An 18401-nucleotide genomic window follows, 5' to 3' on the forward strand; every position below is an offset into this window, starting at 1 on the left:
ACAACCGCCACATTCCGTGCCACATCGGACAGCACGGACGTGCACGGCCCGTACGCGGACCGCAGCACAGCCGCCGGGAGGCTCCTGCTTCCGGTGGTACCGGCTCCTGCTTCCGGTGGTCCACGCTCCACACCCCGCGTAGTGTGCCGATCACGTTCGATGCCGGAGGACACATGACCGACACCGCCCTGTACATCACCCTGCTCGCAGTGTCGATCGCACTGACGTTCCTCGTCGGAAGGCTCCTCGTGACGGCGGGCGAGCCGTTCCTCCAGGAGGTCTTCCAGGACGAGAAAGTCACCCGATCGGTCAACCTGCTGCTCTCCGTGCTGTTCCACCTGATCACGCTCGGCGTGCTCGCGATCATCTCCGTCATCGACTGGGTACCGGGCGACGGCCAGCCGTTCCAGACGCTCGTCGCACGGCTCGGGGTGGTTCTGCTCGTACTCGGTGTCGCGTACGGCGTCTCCATGCTGGTGCTCATCCGGGTCCGGGAGCGCCGCCGGGCCGACCAGATCTCCGAGCACGTCCAGGAGCGGCTGGCCGACCGCGGCATCGGGGGCGGCCAGTCGCAGAGCACGCCCCCGCCGGCCCCGACCGAGCCTCCTCCCGCCCGGTGACAGCCGGGCAGTGACCCTCCGGCCGGCCGCGACCGTTCCTAACGGGCCCTGGTCCGCAGGCTGAGCAGGACGACCACCGCCACCGCCACCACCACGCCGGCCCCGAGCAGCGCCGCGACGTCGATCCCGGACACGAACGCGGCACGCGCGGAGGCCAGCAGTGCGTCGCCGTCGTGGCCGGGGAGCCCTGCCGCGGTGGTGACCGCACCTCCGAGCGTCTCCTGGGCGGCGTGGGTGCCCGCGGGATCCACGCCGACGGGCACGTGCACGCCTCCCCGGTACACGGCCGTGAGGACGCTGCCGAGCACCGCGGTGCCGAGCACCGCGCCGATCTCGTAGGCCGTCTCCGACACCGCCGACGCCGAGCCCGCGCGGTCGGCGGGGGCGGCGGTCAGGATCGCGTCGTTCGTGATCGTCTCCGACAGCCCGATGCCGGCTCCCACCAGCACCGACGCCACCGCCAGCACCGTCACCGGGGTGTCGACGGCCAGCGCGGTGCACAGCAGGAACCCGGCAGCGGCGAGCCCGAGCCCGGCCGGAACCAGCACGCGCAGCGGGAACATGCGCCCCAGGCGCGAGGCCGCCAGCCCGGCCAGCATCGTCACCACGAATCCCGGCAGCAGCACGAGCCCGGCGTCCATGGGCGAGAGCCCGAGCACGAGCAGCAGGTACTGGGCGGAGAAGAACAGCAGGCCGGTCAGGGCGAACATCGTCGTCGCGTTGGCGAGCGCGGACACCCGCAGCACCGCCGACGCGAAGAGCGAGACGTCGAGCAGCGGCTCCTCGCCCGCCGCCAGCCGGGCCCGGGCGCGGCGCACGAACAGCACGCCCGACCCCGCTCCCACCGCCAGCGCGAGCAGCACCGTCGCGCTGATGCCGTCGTCGGCGACGAGGGTGATCGCCAGCACGGTGGGCACCATCGTCAGCAGCGACAGCAGCACGCCGACCAGGTCGAGCCGTCCGGGGGCGAAGGTCCTGGACTCGGGCAGGATCAGGCCGGCCAGCAGGAGCAGCAGCAGCATCGCCGGCACGTTGACGAGGAACACCGCGCCCCACCAGAAGTGCTGGAGCAGCACGCCGCCCAGGATCGGGCCGAGCGCGGCGCCCGCGGCGAAGCCGGTGGCCCAGATGGCGACGGCGAGCCGGCGTTGCGCCCGGTCGGTGAACAGCGTGCGCAGCAGCGCGAGTGCGGCGGGCATCAGCATGGCTCCGAAGAACCCGAGCAGGGCGCGGGCGCCCACGAGGTACAGGGCGTCGGTCGCGAAGGCGGCCACGGCGGACACGGCGCCGAACCCGGCGACGCCGATCATCAGAGTCCTGCGGTGCCCGATGCGGTCCCCGAGCGTCCCCATCGTGACGAGCAGGCCGGCGAGCACCAGCGGGTAGATGTCGACCATCCACAGCAGTTGCGAGGCGGACGGGGTGAGCGCGGCGCTGATCGCGGGCACGGCGAAGCCGAGCACGGTGTTGTCGAGGGCGACCAGCACCGTCGGCAGGAACAGCACAGCCAGCCCGACCCACGCGCGAGGGGCGGCACGGGTCGGGGCGAGCGGGAGGCGGGCAGGGGCAACAGCGGTCATGACGTCCTTGCGAGAGCGCCGCCCGTCAAGGGCGGGTGGTGATCGGGGGGAAGCGCGTTAATATACCGTCTAGACGGTACAGTTCCGCTGGTTGTTCCCCCGTGGCGCCCGACGTGGCCGAGCACACCCGGCCTCTACACTCGGTCGATGGCGAGCGCCCGGGACCGCGTGCTGGACGCGTACGAGACGCTGCTGATCGACCACGGCGCCGCCGCCGTCACCCTCGACGCCGTCGCAGCGGCCGCCGCCGTGTCCAAGGGCGGCCTGCTCTACCACTTCGCGTCGAAGGACGCGCTCGCCGCGGGGCTGCTCGACCGCCTCCGGGAGCGCAGCGCCGCCGACGCCGACGCCATCCGCAGCGCGCCCGACGGGCCCGTCGCCTACTACCTGCGCACGTCAGCACCCGGCGGCGGCGTGCCGGGCGGCGTCACCCGTACCTACCTCGCCGTGCTGCGGCTCGCCGACGGCACGACCTCGGGCCAGGCCGTGCGCGAGGCACTCGCCGTGGTGGACGCCGACGCCTTCGCCGCCCTGCGTGAGGAGCTCGCCGACCCGGTGCTCGCCTGGCTGGCCCAACTCGTCGGCGACGGGCTCTACCTGCGCACCCTCACCGGCACCCCGTTACCCCCCGGCCTGGACGTGGAGGACCTGCTGGAGCGGATGCGCCGCGTCCTCCTCGCCGGCACCGACTGACCCGGCGCTCGCTGCCGGTGCGTCAGCGGGCGGCGGTGATGGCCGACCGTGCGATCACGGGCAACGCGATCGGCAGCCGGTGCACGGCCACGTTCCAGAACCGGGACTCCGGCTCACCGGCACGCCAGGCGTCGGCGAGCCGTGTGGCGGCCTCGGAGTCCATCCGCCGCCGCGGCCGGGGCCGCATGTGACACCGCCTGCGCACCTCGGCGTCCAGCGCCCGCCAGGCGTCGTCGGCCGTGGTGTGCACGCTCACCGTCGGTGGGCCTGCAGCATCCCCGACGAGCAGCGTGTACACGCTCACCACCTCGAACGACACCTTCGGCCCCTCTTTCGTCAACGACCTGGCGACGACGTCGGCGCACCTCCTAGTCAACGGCACCGAGCGCCGGGAGGTTCGCAACGCCACACTGCCGAGCGCCGTCCGGTCACCGATCGCGGCCGGACGGCGCTCGCGTCAGCGGCCCAGCGACACCGAGGACATGTTGAACTCCGGTACCCGCACCGGCGGCATCGCGACGCGCGTGAACCAGTCCTTCCACTCCCGTGGCAGGGTCTGTTCGGTGGCCCCGACCTCGGTCGTGCGGCGCAGCACGTCGAGCGGCGAGTAGTTGAACCGGAAGTTGTGGTCGACCTCGCCCACCACCTCACCGCCCTCCACCAGGTACACGCCGTCGCGGGTGAGCCCGGTGAGCAGCAGTGTGGTGGGGTCGACCTCGCGGATGTACCAGAGACAGGTGAGCAGCACGCCGCGCTCGGTGCGCGCCACCATGTCGCTGATCGAGGCCTGCGACCCCCCGGTGAGCACCAGGTTGTGCCCGGACGGGGTGAACGTGGTGCCGAACTCGGCCGCCTCGGCCCGCGAGTAGACCAGCTCGCCGAGCACTCCCCGGTCGACCCATTCCGCCCGGCGGGTGGGCGCGCCGTTGTCGAAGACGCTGACCCCCTCACCGGAGCGGGTGGCGGTGACGAACGGTCCGTACTCCAACCCGGGCGCCGCCGGGTCGCTGGCCATGGTGAGCGGCAGGTCGGTCAGCCGCTCACCGACGCGCAGACCGTCCGGACCCGCAAGGGCGCTGCGGCCCTCCTGCGCCGGCCTGCCCTCCATCGACCAGGCCAGGTAGATCAGGAGGTCGGACACCGCGGACGGGGGCAACAGCGTCTCGTACCGGCCCGCGGGCAGGCTGACCCGCCGCTTCCCCCACTCCAGCCGTCGCGCCGCCTCCGCGGCCAGCGCGACCACCTCGACGTCGCGGAAGTCGGCGGTGGACACGCCGGTCCAGGCGGACCCTGCGAGGTCGGGTGTCTTCGCGTTGAGCTCCACCGACCCCGTGGGCTGCACCCAGCGGCGCCGCACCCCGGTGGACGAGCCGAGCCAGACCGTGGTGATCTCGTGGCTGGCGAACCCGTACTGCCGGTGCGGGCCGGCCAGCACCTCGGACAGGCCCTCGGCGAACGAGCCGAACACCCCGATCGACGTCTCGGCCCCCGGATCGCCCCAGCCGGGATCGTCGCCGTCCGGTTCGACCAGGGGCATCGCGTCGCGCGCCGGGCCGGCGTCCCGCGCTGCCGCCTCGGCCGCGCGGACCAGATCCTCGAGCTGCCCGACGTGGGTGACGGCGGCGCTGGAGCTCACCACACCGGCCGCGGTGCCGCCCTCGACCACGACGAACGCGATCACCGTGACCCGGCCGGAGGTGGTGTGCCCGTTGGTGGTCATGGTGGAGTTGGCCCACCGCAGCACGGCCTCGCTGGTCTCGTGGACCAGGACGGCACAGCCGTGCAGGTGGGAACCCGCGGCCAGCGTCCGCTCCACGACCTCCTGCGGAGCGAGCACCGATGCCGGGGCACCGCTTCGCCTCGTCGAGGTCACTGGCCCTCCTCCTGCGTGTTGAGCACGTTGATGCCACGGAACCGGGCCGACGGGCAGCCGTGGCTCACCGGGGCCGCCTGCCCCGGCTGGGCCTTGCCGCAGTTCATGGCGCCGTGCAGCAGCCAGGTGGAACGGCCACCGACCGCGTCGAGCGAACCCCAGAAGTCGGTGGTGGTGGCCTGGTAGGCGACGTCGCGCAGCTGGCCGGCCAGCTTGCCGTCCTCGATGCGGTAGAAGCGCTGGCCCGTGAACTGGAAGTTGTAGCGCTGCATGTCGATCGACCACGACTTGTCGCCGACGACGTAGATGCCCCGGTCGACCCCGGCGATGAGCTCGTCGGTGCTGGTGTCGCGCACCGGGTCGGGCTGCAGCGACACGTTGGCCATCCGCTGGATAGGCACGTGGTGGGGCGAGTCGGCGAACGCACAGCCGTTGGAACGCTCCAGCCCCAGCCGGGGCGCGAACGTCCGGTCGAGCTGGTAGCCGACCAGCACGCCGTCGCGCACGAGATCCCACTCTCCCGTGGCGACCCCGTCGTCGTCGAAGCCGACGGTGGCCAGCCCGTGCGGCACGGTCCGGTCGCCGGTGACGTGCATGTGCTCCGAGCCGTAGCGCAGCGTGCCGAGCTGGTCGGGGGTGGCGAAGCTGGTGCCGGCGTAGGCGGCCTCGTAGCCGATCGCCCTGTCGTACTCCGTGGCGTGACCGACGGACTCGTGGATCGTGAGCCACAGGTTCGTCGGGTCGATCACGAGGTCGTAGGTGCCCGCCCGCACCGACGGCGCCTTCGTCTTCTCCGCGAGCAGCTCCGGGATCAGGGCGAGCTCACCGTCCCAGTCCCAGCCGTCACCGGTGAGGTACTCCCAGCCCCGCCCCGCGGGCGCGGCGAGGGAGCTCATCGTCTCGAAGCCGCCCGCGGCACGGTCGACGGCGGTGGCCGTGATCGTCGGGTCGATCCGGACGCGCTGCTGAGTGGTGGTGGTGCCCGCCGTGTCGGCGTAGAACTTGTTCTCCCGCACGACGGCCACCCCGGCCTGCACGTGGTCGACGCCGTCCGAGGCGAGCAGCCGCTGCGACCAGTCGGTGAGCAGCTCCACCTTCTCCCGCGTGGGGACGGTGAACGGGTCGACCGTGTAGTCGGAGACCCAGACGGCGTCGGCGTGCACCGGCTCCGCGGCCCGCTCGACGCGCTCAATCGCCACCGGCGCGAGGGTGCGGGCCACTGCCACCGCGCGCTCCGCCGTGGCCGCCGCCCTGGCCGGTGTCAGCTCGACGTGGGACGCGAAGCCCCACACGCCGTCGACGATGACGCGCACCGCGAGCCCCACGGTGGTGCTGTCGGCGACACCGGTGACGGTGCCGTCGCGCAGGTCGATCGACTGCGACACGATCCGCTCGACCCGCAGGTCGGTGTGCTGCGCCCCCAGCTCGCGCCCCCGGGCGAGGGCGGCGTCGGCCAGAGCGGCCAGCGGCAGAGCCCGGAACTCCGGGTCGATCCGATCTACGGCCATCTCCGAAACCTACTTTGCCGCCCGCAGTGTCCGGCGCCCCGACCTCACGGCTCGTACCCCGCCTCGGCCCCGCCGCGCAGGCCGTCGGTGATCGCGGTGCCGGCCCCGGCGGGCGGCTCCACGACCGTCTGCCGCACCGCCCCGTCCGGGCCGATCCGCAGGATCTGGTCGGCGAACCCGTCGCCGTCGAGGTCGGTGAGCAGGACGAGGTCGACGCCGTCGCAGGTGACCGCGGTGTCGGCGCGGCCGTCGCCGTCGGTGTCGAAGCCACCGGACACGTCGAACCCACCGGGAAGGTCGGGGGGCGCGTCGTCCGGCACGAAACCCGGGTGGCGCCCCGGCGGCGGTCCCGGCAGCGGAAGCTCAGGCACCGGACACCTGCCCGGTGCGCTCGGGGGCCAGCAGGGCCAGCTCGGCGTCGACCTCCGCACGGCGGCGCAGCACCGCGGCATCCAGGGCCGCCACCGCCGCCCGCTCCAGCTCCACCAGCCGGCGTCCGAGGTCGGCGTCGACGGCCCGGGCGGCCGCGGCGAGCACCTGCTCGGTGTGGCGGCGCAGCCGCAGGCGCTCCGCCGACGTACGGCGGGCCCGCACGGTGGCGACCACCGCCGCGGCTCCGGCGCCGACGGCGAGTGGGGCCAGCGCCGGCCCGGCGAAGGCCGGCAAGCCGAGCAGGGGCAGCGCGGCCAGCGGAAACAGGGCCAGCCGCCAGAGCGCGGCTCCGTCGGCGGCCCCGGCGAGCAGCGACCGCGGCCGGCCTGCCGGTACCGGCACGGCCGCCGCCAGGCCAGGAAGCCGCGGGGGCGGAAGCCGCGGCCAGCCGGGATCCAGCACGAGATCGCGTTCGCCTGCGATCCTGCGCAACGCGGGCCGCAGAGCGGCCGCCCATCCGGCGTGGACCTCGACCGCGAGGGCGTCGACCGCCGTGGCGAGGAGGCCGGGGAGCTGCTGCCGCGCCGCCCGCCGGCCGATGTCGACGTGGTCGGCAGCCTCCCGGGCGAGCCCGGCCAGCGCCGCCTCCGCGTCGGCGGCCGCCGTGATCCGGCTCAGCGCCAGGCAGCTGCGCAGCTCCCCGCGGTGGCCGCCGGTCAGCAGGGCACGCGCGGCGCGCAGCTCGGCGCGGCGGGCACGTACGGCGTCGACATAGCGATCGAGCATCCGGCCAGCGTCGCAGCGCAGCCGCGGCGGCGCGGCCGAACGGCGGCACCGGTGTGCGATCGCGAACGATTCGGTCAGCTCGGGTCGGCCGGGACGCCGTCGGGCTCCTCCTTCTCCTTCTCGGCCTCGGCGACGAGCCGCGCGTACCGCGTGCCCGCTGCCAGCAGCACCAGGCCCGCCCCGAGGAACGCCGCCACCCGGGCCAGCCCGTCGAGCGCGACGAGGTCGAACAGCACCAGCTTCGCGACGGCCGCGGCGACCAGCACGAGCCCGGTGATCCGCAGCGCGGGCCGGCTGATCCCGCGGGCCAGCAGCACGAGCGCGGCGACCGTCCAGGACACCGTCGCCACGGCGTGCCCCCCGGTGAACCCGGCGCGGTCCGGCGACAGGAGCAGCGCGACGGTGACCACCAGCGACGTCGCGCCGTAGAGGCCGACGACCCCGATCGGCACCCACAGCGGGGCGGACGCAGGGTCGGGCCGGATCAGGTCCACGCGGCCGGCCGCCACCAGCAGCGCCACCGCGAGCACCAGCACCAGCACCGAGACCCCGGCACCGGTGAGGAGTACGCCCCGGCCGCCCTGGTGGTAGGGAAAGGCCGGGAACTGCACCAGCGCGGCGAGCGGAGCGTCCTGCGCGAGAGCGAGCAGCGACCCGACGGCGCCGTACGCCATCGCGATGTTCAGTGGAAGCCGCGAGCGCAGTACGGCCGCCAGCACGGCGAGCACCACCGCCTGCCCGAGCAGCAGCACGGTGGCGCCGCTCCCGTCCACCGCCACCAGCGTCGCCTCGAACAGCGCGACGGCCGCCGCCGTGATGCCCACCGTCCGGAGCAGGTGGTCCAGCCCGGGAGTCATGGCGAACCCGCCCAGTGCGAGCGCCGCGACGGCGGCGACCGCGCCACCGCCCCAGTCACCGAGCGCGGCTGCGGTCGCGAGCACCGGAACGGGCGTGGCGGCCACCAACCCGGCCACGGGTCCCCGCGGCAACAGCCGGGCGGCGGGCACCGCGGTCGAGAGGCCCACGGCGAGGGCGCCGAGTACGACCGCGATCGTGGCCGCTTCCTCGTTCACGGCGACGAGAGCGCCGACCGCCGATCCGAAGAGCACCGGTCCGGCCGCGGCGAGGAGCATCAGGACGTGCCAGCGCCTGCGCAGCACCACCGGCAGCGCCGCCAGCTGCAGGGCCAGTGCGAGCGCCACCAGCCGCCAGTCCGCCACGATCACAGGTGCCAGCAGCGCCGCACCGGCCACCACACCAGCGCCCAACAGCTGCGACCGCCACCTGTCGGCCAGACCGAGGCCTGCGGCTGCCACCAGCAGCTCGACCAGCAACGCGGGCACGACGGGGAGGTAGCCGTAGAGCACGGTGGCCGCGGCGACCACGAGGTACAGCGTCGCGAGGCCCGTCGCCGCCAGTGCGAGGGCGCCGGCGCGCGCGTTCTCCCTGCAGTGCAGCCACAGCCCGATCCCGACCAGCGCGATGCCGAGCAGCGCACCGGTCGTCACCCGCGCAGGTGGCGAGAACCAGCCCCGCGACGCGGCCAGCACGAGCAACAGGACCACGCCGAGCAGCGTCACGCCCCCACCGACCCAGGCGAGCAGCCGCGCGCCGGAGATCGCCGACCTCGCCCGCGCCGTCCGCGCCGGGTTCGGGCCACCGGCCACGGAGGGCCACCCCGGCGTCGACGCGCCGGATGCCGACACGCCGCGCGCCGGCGGGCCGGGCGCGTAGGCGCCGACCGGTGCCCTGACCTGCGACGGAGCGGTCCGGTCCGGGCCTGCGGCGGAAGTATCCACGTCGCCGGGAGATTCGGGACCGATGTCCGAAGCAACCCGCCCCACCGAACGTGCGTCTCTAGATCGTGACCACAGAGGCGCCTCCACGGCCGGCGCCGGTCCGGGACCGACCGGGGCGGCAGCAGCACGCAGCCGCACCAGGTCCGTGCTCATCGCGTCGAGCCTGCGTCCGAGCAGGCTCATCTCGGCGGCGAGAGCGACGTAGGGATCCACGGTCTCGGTGTTCATGCCGGGCAGGATGGCGCGCCGCCGAGGCCGGCGGGGTCCGTATCCCTACCCGGTTCGTGTCACAGATACATCACGTACCCCCATCCGGGGGATTCGTAGCTGATCACCCGCAACCCGCTCGCGACAGCCTCGTTGTCTCGATCGAGCGGACTTGTCTGGAGGTTGTGTGAGCGCCGTTTCACCTGCCCGCCCAGCCGTCCCCGCAGGGGCGGCGCCCTTCGGGGCGGACCGTCGAACGCTGCGCGTGCCCCGACCGCGTGCCCAGCCGGTCCGTTCCCGGTTCCCTGCCGTCTCCGTGGTGGTGCCCACCCGCAACGAGGCCCGTAACCTGGAGATCATCCTCCCGGCGATCGCCGCGGTCCGTCCCGCCGTCCACGAGATCATCGTCGTCGACGGGAACTCCACCGACGGCTCCATCGAGGTCGCGAAGCGCGTCCTGCCGTGGGTCCGCACGATCACCCAGACCCGCAAGGGCAAGGGCAACGCCATGGCGTGCGGGTTCGCCGCGGCCACCGGCGACGTCATCGTGATGTTCGACGCCGACGGCTCCGCCGACCCCGCGGAGATCCCCTCGTTCGTCTCCGCGCTGGTGGCCGGGGCCGACTTCGCCAAGGGCAGCCGGTTCACCAACGGCGGCGGCAGCGACGACATCACCCTCCTGCGCAAGACCGGCAACGCCGGGCTCAACGGCGTCGCGAACGCGCTCTTCGGCACGGCGTACACCGACCTCTGCTACGGCTACAACGCGTTCTGGTCCGACCTCCTGCCGGTCCTCGAGCTGCCCCCGGTGGACGCACCGCCGCCCCCGGAGGGAATGCTGTGGGGCGACGGCTTCGAGATCGAGACGGTGCTGAACTGCCGCATCGCCGCAGCCGGCCTGAAGATCACCGAAGTGCCCTCGATCGAGCGGCAGCGGATGTTCGGCGAGACCAACCTCCGCACGTTCGCCGACGGCTCGCGCGTGCTGCGTACCCTGCTGGCCGAGCACCGGCGCGCCGACCGCCGCAAGTCCGACCGCCGCTAGCACCGAGCGGTCACCCACTTCCTGAAGGAGACCGCCCCGTGAGTACGCCCGCCGTCACGGCGACTGTCGTGATCTGCGTCTACACCGAGAAGCGGTGGGACGACATCGTCGCCGCGGTCGAGTCGGTCGAGGCACAGGACGTCGCTGCGGCGGAGACGTTGGTGATCGTCGACCACAACGCCTCGCTCCTCGCCCGTGCCCAGGAGGCCTTCGGCCCGCGCGGGGTCCGGGTGCTGCCCAACGCCCACAAGCAGGGCCTGTCCGGCGCCCGGAACACCGCGATCGCCGAGGCCACCGCCGACGTGATCGTGTTCCTCGACGACGACGCCGCCGCGCGTCCCGGATGGCTCGCCGCACTGCTCGAGCCCTACAGCGACCCCACGGTCGCCGCGGTCGGCGGGGTCGCGCACCCGCGCTGGCCCACCGTCGGGGTGCCCATGCGCACCACCCGTCCGCACGTCCTGCCGGGAGCCGATCCCCGCAACGGCGACGCGACGGGCGAGCTCGACTGGATCGTCGGCTGCACCTACACCGGGCAGCCCACGCAGCAGGCCGAGGTTCGCAACCTGATGGGCTGCAACATGTCGTTCCGCCGCGAGGTGTTCGAGCGCGTCGGGGGCTTCGCCGAGGACATCGGCCGCATCGGTAAGAACCCGCTGGGCTGCGAGGAGACCGAGCTCTGCATCCGGGCCCGGCAGGCCTACCACCGGGCGGGCGAGAAGATCCGCATCCTGTTCGAGCCGCGCGCCATCGTCGACCACCGGGTGAGCGAGGACCGCGTGGAATGGGCGTACCTGCGCCGTCGCAGCTGGGCGGAGGGGCTGTCGAAGGCCGCGGTCTCCAAGCTCGTCGGCACCGACGACGCCCTGTCCACCGAGCGCAGCTATGTTGCGAAGGTGCTGCCCACGGCCGTGGTTCGGGAGCTCCGCCAACGCAACGTCGTGTCGGCGGCGGCCGTCGTCACCGCGCTCGCCTGCACCGGAGCCGGCTTCCTGAGGGGCAAGCTGCCCGGCGCCACCGCGGGCGTGCGGCTCCCTGCCGCCACCGCGGGTACCGCGGGCGCCCCCCGCCCGAACACGGGTGGCTGAGGTCGGGCAGACCGCGGTGCACCCGCCCATCCACAGCTTCGTCCACCACCGCAGCCGCCTCACCGACGGCCAGCAGCACGCCTGGGACCGGTGGTGGGGGAGCCGCGGGCGCGACGTCGCCGACCTGCTGAGCGGCGCGGAGCCGTACGACCCGCCCGCGTGGTTCGGTCGGACGGCGCCGCTGGTGCTCGAGATCGGGTCCGGGATGGGGGAGTCGACGGCCGCACTCGCCACGGCCGCCCCCGATGTCGACCACATCGCCGTCGAGGTGTTCGAGCCGGGCCTCGCGCAGCTGCTGATGCGTCTCGCCGAGGGCGGGCTGACGAACGTGGCCCTGCTGCGCGGCGACGCTGTCGCGCTGCTGCGCCAGTGCGTGCCGCCGGCCTCGCTCGCCGGTATCCGGGTCTTCTTCCCGGACCCGTGGCCCAAGCGCAAGCACCGCAAGCGACGCCTCGTCCAGCCGGACTTCGTCGCGTTGGCCGCCTCGCGGCTCGTGCCGGGCGCCACCCTGCACCTGGCCACCGACTGGGACGACTACGCCGACCAGATGCGTGAGGTCTGCGACGCCGAGCCGCTTCTGGACAACACCGCGGCGGACCTCCCCGGCGGCTGGACACCGCGTCCGGACTGGCGTCCGGTCTCGAAGTTCGAGCAACGCGCGCGTCTGGAGGGACGCGCCGTGCACGACCTTCTTTATCGGCGTGTCGGCACTGGGCCACCTTCTGATCACAGGGTGTGACCGTGTAGGAAGGACGACGCCCCGCTCCCCAGGGGTGTCGGCGAGTGAAAGGCTGAGCGCCGGGTGTCATCGCTCGTTGCAACGAATGCTGCCGTGCCCGCTCCCCGAAAGGCTGACAGCGGCCTGACCGGGGCCCCTGCCTCCGCACCGACGGCCGTGGTGGATCCGGCCGCGGCGGAGGAGTTCCTCGATCAGTTCTACGCCGAGACCTCACCACCCGCCAGGTTCGACCACCGGGTGTGGCAAGTGCGACACGAGATCGAGACGACGGGCAGCTACACCCACACCGTCGACGAGCTGACGTTCGGCGCCCGCGTGGCCTGGCGCAACTCGGCGCGCTGCATCGGCAGGCTGTACTGGAACAGCCTCCGGGTGCGCGACAGGCGGCACCTGAGCGCCCCCGCCGACGTCGCCGCCGAATGCGTCGGACACCTGCGCGACGCCACCCGCGACGGCCGCATCCGCTCCACCATCACCGTCTTCGCCCCGGACCGGCCGCATCACCCCGGCCCGCGCATCCACAACGACCAGCTCGTGCGGTACGCCGGGCATCGCCTACCCACCGGCGAGACCCGCGGCGACGGGCGCTACGTCGACTTCACCGAGCGCGCCGTCGGGGCGGGGTGGCGACGGCCCGACCCGCCCGGCCGGTTCGACGTGCTGCCGCTGCTCGTGTCCGCAGGCGACGACGAGCCCGAGATCTTCGACGTCCCGGCCGACGCCGTACTCGAGGTCCCGCTCATCCACCCCGACCACGACTGGTTCGCCGATCTACGCCTGCGGTGGCACGCGGTGCCGGCGATCAGCAACATGCCACTCGTCGTCGGCGGCATCACCTACCCGGCCGCGCCGTTCAACGGCTGGTACCTCGGCACCGAGATCGGTGCCCGCAACCTCGTCGACGGCGACCGCTACGACCTGCTTCCCGTCGTCGCGGAGCGGCTCGGCCTCGACACCAGCTCGGAGCGCACGCTGTGGCGCGACCGGGCGCTGGTGGAGATGGTGCGTGCGGTGCAGCACTCCTTCGACGTGGCGGGCGTGACGATGGCCGACCACCACTCCGAGTCACGGCGGTTCCTCACCCACGTCGCCCGTGAGGAGAGCGCCGGCCGCCGCTGCCCCGCCGACTGGAGCTGGATCGTGCCGCCCGTCTCCGGGGGTCTCACCCCGGTGTACCACCGCTACTACGACGAGCCCGATCCCGAGACCCGCCCGGCCTTCCTCCCCCCGCACCACTCCTGACCCGGCGGCGGCTCCCCGTCAGACCGGTGTGGGCAGGCCTGGCACCTGACGGGTCCGGCCGCGGAGCTCGGCCACCACCAGCTCGCCGCTGCGGATCGTCACGTCGTACAGCCCGGACCGCCCCGTCCTCGCCCGCTCCACCGCCTCGGCGACGAGCTCGGCCCCCAAGGGCACCGGCCGGAGGAACGCGATGTCGGCGCCGGACGCGACGGCCGAGGTGCCGTAGCTGTTGGACGCGTAGGCGAGCGCGGCATCGGCGAGCAGGAACAGGTATCCGCCGTGGCAGATGCCGTGGCCGTTGACGTGCCGCTCCGCCACGGCCATGCCGACCCTGGCGCGCCCGGGGCCGACATCGAGCAGCCGGACGCCGGCTCCACGGCCGGCGGCGTCGGCCCGTTCCATCGCCTCTGCGGTGCGGGCCGCGACGTCCTCGGATGCTCGCTCGGTCACCGTGACGCCCTCTCGTCCATCGCCGCGGATGCTATCGCTCACGCAGCGCTAGGGTCGTTTCATGACCCCGACCTGCTCCCCGGTCCGGCGCTCGTGACCGCGACCATCCCCACGGACCCGGTCCCCCGCGTGATGCTGGTCTGGGACGCGCCCAACATGGACATGAGTCTGGGCTCGCTGCTCGGCGCCCGCCCCACCGCAGCCTTCCGGCCGCGCTTCGACGCGGTGGGCCGCTGGCTGCTGGATCTCGCCGGGCCGGAGGCGATCGCCGAGGCCACCGTCTTCACCAACGTGGTGCCGGGAAGCACCGAGGTCGTCCGGCCATGGGTCGAGGCGCTGCGCAACGTGGGTTTCGCCGTGTTCGCGAAGCCCAAGATCAGCGAGGACTCCGATGTCGACGAGGACATGCTCGCGCACATCCGCCTCCGGGCGCAGGAAGGCACGCTGCGGCACGTCGTGGTGGCCTCCGGCGACGGACGCGCGTTCCGCGAACCGCTCGAGGACCTCGAGAAGCTGGGCACCGGCGTCACGGTCATCGGGTTCCGGGAGCACGCCAGCTTCGCCCTGACCTCCGAGGTGATCGAGTTCATCGACCTCGAGGACATCGACGGCGTGTTCCGCGAGCCGCTCCCGCGCATCACCCTCGACTCGCTGCCCGAGGGCGGAGCCTGGCTGCCGCCGTTCCGCTCCCTGCGCTCGCTGCTGGAGGCACGCCGATGACCACACCTCTCGACGTACGGCTCACGGCTCCCGTCGTACTGCCCTGCGACCCCGCCTGCACGGTGCTGCGCGACGGAGTCGTCGACATCGACGCCACGGGCCGGATCACCCACGTCGGCCCCCGGTCGTCCGCCCCTCCGAGCGACGCACCGGTCCGGGCGTTGCCCGGCGCCCTGCTCCCCGGGCTCGTCAACACCCACGCCCACACCCCCATGTCGCTGCTGCGCGGCATGGGCGGCGACCTGCCGCTGATGCGCTGGCTGCAGGAGGTGATGTGGCCTGCCGAGGGCAAGCTCACCGCACCCGACGTGCACGTGGGCATGACCGCGGGATGCATCGAGCTGCTCCGCAACGGCTGCACCACGAGCGTCGAGATGTACTTCTTCACCGAAGCGGTGATCGACGCCGTCACCACCGTCGGATCCCGCGTCGTCCTGACCCCTGGCATCATCGCCGCGCCGGGCTGGGACCGGCTCGGCTCCTGGCAGCAGATGCGCGACGACGTGTCCGCGCTGATCGACGACATCGGGGTGCGGTCGGGTCCGGGCGAGCGCATCGAGCTCGGCTACGGCCCCCACGCGGCGTACACGCTGCCCCCGGAGGCGCTCACCTCGGTGGGCGAGCACGCCCGGGAACGCGGCGCACTCATCCACATCCACATGTCCGAGTCCGCCGAGGAGGACCTCGCCCAGCGCGAGGCCTACGGCTCGGTGCCCGCGATGCTCGACAAGCTCGGCATGTTCGGCGGGCGGGTGCTCACCGCCCACGCCGTCCAGCTGTCCGACGACGACATCGCGCTGCTGGCGGCCAACGACGCGGCCGTGGCCCACTGCCCCGGCTCCAACGCGAAGCTCGCCGCAGGTGTCGCACGGGTGTCGGCGCTTCGGCGCGCCGGTGTGCGCGTGGGCATCGGCACCGACGGACCGGCGTCCGGGGACAACCTCGACATGTGGGCCGAGGCCCGGCTCGCCGGCCTCCTCGCCCGCGTCACCAGCGGTGACGCCGCAGCACTCACCGCGGCGGAACTGCTGCTGATGTCGACGAGGGACGGCGCAGCCGCGATCGGGCGGGACGACATCGGCGCCCTGGAGCCCGGCCGGTGGGCCGACCTGGTGCACGTCGACCTCAGCGACTCCACGTTCATCATGCCCGAGGACGACGCCCAGCTGCTGTCGAACCTGGTGTGGGCGGGGGGCTCCCGGCTGGTCCGGGACGTCTGGGTGGCGGGCGAGCAGGTGCTGGCCGACCGCGAGCCGACGCGGGTGGACCGCGCGGCCGCAACCGCCGACCTCCGGCGGACGGCCGCACTCCTCCACTGACCCCCGCGAGTCGCCCCCTTTCGGCGCGCGAGTCGCCCACTTCAGACGCGCGAGTCGCCCCCTTCAGGCGCGCGAGTCGCCCGCCCCGGGTGCGCGAGCCCCCCGCTTCCCACGCGCGAGTCGCCCATCCTGGGTGCGCGAGTTGCCCGTTCTGCGTGGGCGAGTCGCCCCCTTCAGGCGCGCGAGTCGCCCGCCCGGGGTGCGCGAGTCGCCCGCTCCCGCCCGCGAGTCGCCCGTCATACGCGCGCGAGTCGCCCCGGCCGCGCGGAGCACGCGGAGACATGCGGGGCAGATCCATCAGCGATTGACGCGGCTTGACGGCGCGCGTCATCTGGCGGCCTGGGTCTCAGGGCGCCTGCACGAACTCCTGACCGTCGGGACGGATGACGGCTCAGCCGGCTCGCAGCTCGCGGTGCCGCCTCGCGCGCAGACCTCCAGCGGCGCGACCGCGCAGGGGCATGCCCCGCGTGATGAAGGCCTGGCCGATCTCGCTCTCCACCCGATGCATGGAGCTCAGATCGTCCGCACGAACGACGATCACGATCCAACCCCGCCGTTCGAGCTCGAGGATGCGCGCGACGTCCCGCTCCTCGCGCCCGGCATGTGCGGCGTACCCGTAGTACTCGACAGCGATCTTCAGCTCCGGCCAGCCGAGGTCGACCCGGTACCGAGGCTCACTGTCGATGGTGCACACCCAGTGGTTCACCTCCGGCACAGGGAAGCCCAGGTCGACGATCCTCCAGAGCAGCCAGCTCTCCGCCGGGGACTCGGCTGCACCGGTGGCGAGATCCAGGAGACGGACCCCGATGCGGGTGCCCCGGGGATCCGGGCGTTCTCGGAGCCGCCGGTGGAGCTCGTCGCGCAGGGCTGGACGATCATTCGGCGGCAAAGCGGAGAGCACCTGGTCGGCGATGGCCAGCGCATTCGCCGGCGCGGCGGTGCACAGCAGATCGGTGACGACGCGCTCCACGCACAGGACCGGCAGACCGCTGACCAACCGACGATCGCGATCGAGCGCCATGCCGTTGTGCACCACGAGCCCGGGACGGGTTCGCTTCTTGCTGCTGTAGGGCACGATGACGTGCACCGGTGTCGGCTCGGCTGCCGTGCAGCCGTGCATGAACGCAGCCGTGGGGCCGGTGATGACCGCATCCGGGCCGGAGGCGAGCCATCCCGCCGCGATCACGGTGGACGGTTCGGCCGCGCGCGCAGGATCAACGAGCACGCCCGGCCATGGCGAGCTGAACTCGCCCGAGCTGATCGCCGAACGAACCCGGTGCTTGCCGAGCAGCCGGACGGCATCGCGTCGCCGGCACGCACCGGCTGTACCAGTTGTCGGAAACACGACCCGACGATCCCGCGGCGAACCCGAGCGCCGAGGCCGGACGCCGAAACTGTGGACAACTGCGGCGGCATGTGGACAACTCGGCCCGCAGGACCCGCTGTCAGGCCGAACGGCCACTGCGCCCTTCCACAACGGGGCGGACGACCGACGCCCAGGCGGCGGGCGACTCGCCGGACCGAACCGGGCGACTCGCGGGCGCGGAGCGGGCGACTCGCCGGACCGAACCGGGCGACTCGCGGAGTCGAAACGGGCGACTCGCGGACCCGAAACGGGCGACTCGCGGGGGTTCTGGGCGGAGGTGGGTGGGGCGGGGGGCGGGTGACTGCTGAGGGCCGGGGCCGCGGCGCCGAGGTTCCAGCGCGGCCCCGGCCCTCGTCAGGGCAGTAGTGCAGTGCAGTGGTGCAGTACTGCCGTCGTGCACGGCCACTCCCCAGCGGCCGTCCGATCCCTGCACGCCGAACGTGCGGGGACGTCACCAGCGGGAGCTGTACGCCTCGCGTCGGTGGTGGTGCCGTCCCTCGTCGATCAGTTCGTGACGCGCAGCCGGCACGGCGACATGTGCTCCGGTGCCCGAGACCCGCGAGTTCGGGATGGACGGGGCCGGGGTGAGGGCCTGCACCGGGATCGGCGCGGTCAGTGGGTCACGTCGGAACGCGTCGACCGGATCAGGGCGGGGCGGCGGCGGCGGGGCAGCCGGGGCCGGCCGGACGGCCGGGGCCGCGGGCTCGTGTTGGCGACGGCGCCACCCACCGCGCGTGAGCGCGTGAAAGATCGGTGTCAGCTCCGCGTCCTCGTCGAACGCATGCCTACCCGTGGCCGGGGTCCAGTCGTCGTCGGTCGTCGAGTAGCGGGTCGCTGGGGACACGCGTCACCTCCATCGTCTTCCTGTGCGCCGTCCATGGTGCTGCCTTCAGCGGTTCTATCTGCGCACTTACACCCACAACGGGGACACTCGGGCGTGGAAACGGGTTCGGAGCGACCGTTACTGCTCTACGGCTCGATTCCGCCCGTTCGG

18 protein-coding genes are annotated in these 18401 nt (G+C 73.3%); 8 read left to right on the top strand and 10 right to left on the bottom strand.

Features of this window, described 5'->3' with window-relative positions; translation table 11 throughout:
* Positions 1-173 precede the first annotated feature (173 nt).
* On the top strand, positions 174-620 hold the full coding sequence (locus tag ACQPZA_RS36810; protein WP_433277162.1) for a hypothetical protein: 447 nt from the start codon (positions 174-176) through the stop codon (positions 618-620).
* A 38-nt stretch (positions 621-658) separates the two neighbouring features.
* Here ACQPZA_RS36810 and ACQPZA_RS36815 read toward each other — a convergent pair whose 3' ends face one another.
* Complete coding sequence (locus ACQPZA_RS36815) at positions 659-2200, bottom strand: MFS transporter (protein WP_433277164.1); 1542 nt, start codon at positions 2198-2200, stop codon at positions 659-661.
* Positions 2201-2347: 147 nt separating this feature from the next.
* Between ACQPZA_RS36815 and ACQPZA_RS36820 the strand changes: the two genes are divergently transcribed.
* Positions 2348-2893, top strand: a complete 546-nt coding sequence (locus ACQPZA_RS36820) for a TetR family transcriptional regulator (RefSeq protein ID WP_169399376.1) — start codon at positions 2348-2350, stop codon at positions 2891-2893.
* 22 nt (positions 2894-2915) lie between these two features.
* Here the strand turns inward: ACQPZA_RS36820 and ACQPZA_RS36825 are convergent, their stop codons facing one another.
* The 6 genes from ACQPZA_RS36825 to ACQPZA_RS36850 form a co-directional block, all read right to left on the bottom strand.
* The gene (locus ACQPZA_RS36825; RefSeq protein WP_169399375.1) at positions 2916-3212 is read right to left on the bottom strand and encodes a hypothetical protein; all 297 of its coding nucleotides are present in this window, start codon (positions 3210-3212) and stop codon (positions 2916-2918) included.
* Positions 3213-3350: 138 nt separating this feature from the next.
* Complete coding sequence (locus ACQPZA_RS36830) at positions 3351-4766, bottom strand: metallopeptidase TldD-related protein (RefSeq protein WP_433277167.1); 1416 nt, start codon at positions 4764-4766, stop codon at positions 3351-3353.
* The gene (locus tag ACQPZA_RS36835; RefSeq protein WP_169399374.1) at positions 4763-6274 is read right to left on the bottom strand and encodes a TldD/PmbA family protein; all 1512 of its coding nucleotides are present in this window, start codon (positions 6272-6274) and stop codon (positions 4763-4765) included. The genes ACQPZA_RS36830 and ACQPZA_RS36835 overlap by 4 nt, the downstream gene beginning before the upstream one ends.
* A gap of 44 nt (positions 6275-6318) precedes the next feature.
* Positions 6319-6645, bottom strand: coding sequence for a hypothetical protein (locus ACQPZA_RS36840; protein WP_433277170.1), 327 nt, complete (start codon positions 6643-6645; stop codon positions 6319-6321).
* Positions 6638-7432, bottom strand: a complete 795-nt coding sequence (locus tag ACQPZA_RS36845) for a hypothetical protein (RefSeq protein WP_433277172.1) — start codon at positions 7430-7432, stop codon at positions 6638-6640. The genes ACQPZA_RS36840 and ACQPZA_RS36845 overlap by 8 nt, the downstream gene beginning before the upstream one ends.
* Positions 7433-7506: 74 nt before the next feature.
* Complete coding sequence (locus ACQPZA_RS36850; protein WP_433277173.1) at positions 7507-9459, bottom strand: DUF2339 domain-containing protein; 1953 nt, start codon at positions 9457-9459, stop codon at positions 7507-7509.
* 244 nt (positions 9460-9703) lie between these two features.
* Here ACQPZA_RS36850 and ACQPZA_RS36855 point away from each other — a divergent pair, with 244 nt between their 5' ends.
* The 4 genes from ACQPZA_RS36855 to ACQPZA_RS36870 all read left to right on the top strand — a co-directional run bounded on the left by ACQPZA_RS36855 (position 9704) and on the right by ACQPZA_RS36870 (position 13552).
* Complete coding sequence (locus ACQPZA_RS36855) at positions 9704-10483, top strand: glycosyltransferase family 2 protein (protein WP_433277175.1); 780 nt, start codon at positions 9704-9706, stop codon at positions 10481-10483.
* A 38-nt stretch (positions 10484-10521) separates the two neighbouring features.
* Positions 10522-11571, top strand: coding sequence for a glycosyltransferase family 2 protein (locus ACQPZA_RS36860; protein WP_169399369.1), 1050 nt, complete (start codon positions 10522-10524; stop codon positions 11569-11571).
* Positions 11564-12310, top strand: a complete 747-nt coding sequence (gene trmB / locus ACQPZA_RS36865) for a tRNA (guanosine(46)-N7)-methyltransferase TrmB (protein ID WP_433277177.1) — start codon at positions 11564-11566, stop codon at positions 12308-12310. The genes ACQPZA_RS36860 and trmB overlap by 8 nt, the downstream gene beginning before the upstream one ends.
* Positions 12311-12433: 123 nt before the next feature.
* The gene (locus ACQPZA_RS36870) at positions 12434-13552 is read left to right on the top strand and encodes a nitric oxide synthase oxygenase (RefSeq protein ID WP_433283137.1); all 1119 of its coding nucleotides are present in this window, start codon (positions 12434-12436) and stop codon (positions 13550-13552) included.
* A gap of 18 nt (positions 13553-13570) precedes the next feature.
* Here ACQPZA_RS36870 and paaI read toward each other — a convergent pair whose 3' ends face one another.
* Entirely contained in the window at positions 13571-14002 is a 432-nt protein-coding gene (paaI, locus tag ACQPZA_RS36875; RefSeq protein WP_433277179.1) for a hydroxyphenylacetyl-CoA thioesterase PaaI, read from the bottom strand.
* A 93-nt stretch (positions 14003-14095) separates the two neighbouring features.
* Here paaI and ACQPZA_RS36880 point away from each other — a divergent pair, with 93 nt between their 5' ends.
* Both ACQPZA_RS36880 and ACQPZA_RS36885 read left to right on the top strand, forming a co-directional pair.
* Positions 14096-14722, top strand: a complete 627-nt coding sequence (locus ACQPZA_RS36880) for an NYN domain-containing protein (RefSeq protein ID WP_312859622.1) — start codon at positions 14096-14098, stop codon at positions 14720-14722.
* The gene (locus tag ACQPZA_RS36885) at positions 14719-16041 is read left to right on the top strand and encodes an amidohydrolase family protein (protein WP_433277181.1); all 1323 of its coding nucleotides are present in this window, start codon (positions 14719-14721) and stop codon (positions 16039-16041) included. Before ACQPZA_RS36880 ends, ACQPZA_RS36885 begins: the two co-directional genes overlap by 4 nt.
* A 391-nt stretch (positions 16042-16432) precedes the next feature.
* Here the strand turns inward: ACQPZA_RS36885 and ACQPZA_RS36890 are convergent, their stop codons facing one another.
* Both ACQPZA_RS36890 and ACQPZA_RS36895 read right to left on the bottom strand, forming a co-directional pair.
* Positions 16433-17518, bottom strand: coding sequence for a type IV toxin-antitoxin system AbiEi family antitoxin (locus tag ACQPZA_RS36890; protein WP_433277184.1), 1086 nt, complete (start codon positions 17516-17518; stop codon positions 16433-16435).
* A gap of 340 nt (positions 17519-17858) precedes the next feature.
* The gene (locus ACQPZA_RS36895) at positions 17859-18251 is read right to left on the bottom strand and encodes a hypothetical protein (RefSeq protein WP_433277186.1); all 393 of its coding nucleotides are present in this window, start codon (positions 18249-18251) and stop codon (positions 17859-17861) included.
* Positions 18252-18401 lie beyond the last annotated feature (150 nt).

The sequence above is a fragment of the Pseudonocardia xinjiangensis genome (genome assembly GCF_050948425.1).
In the GTDB taxonomy this organism is placed as follows: Bacteria; Actinomycetota; Actinomycetes; order Mycobacteriales; family Pseudonocardiaceae; genus Pseudonocardia; species Pseudonocardia xinjiangensis.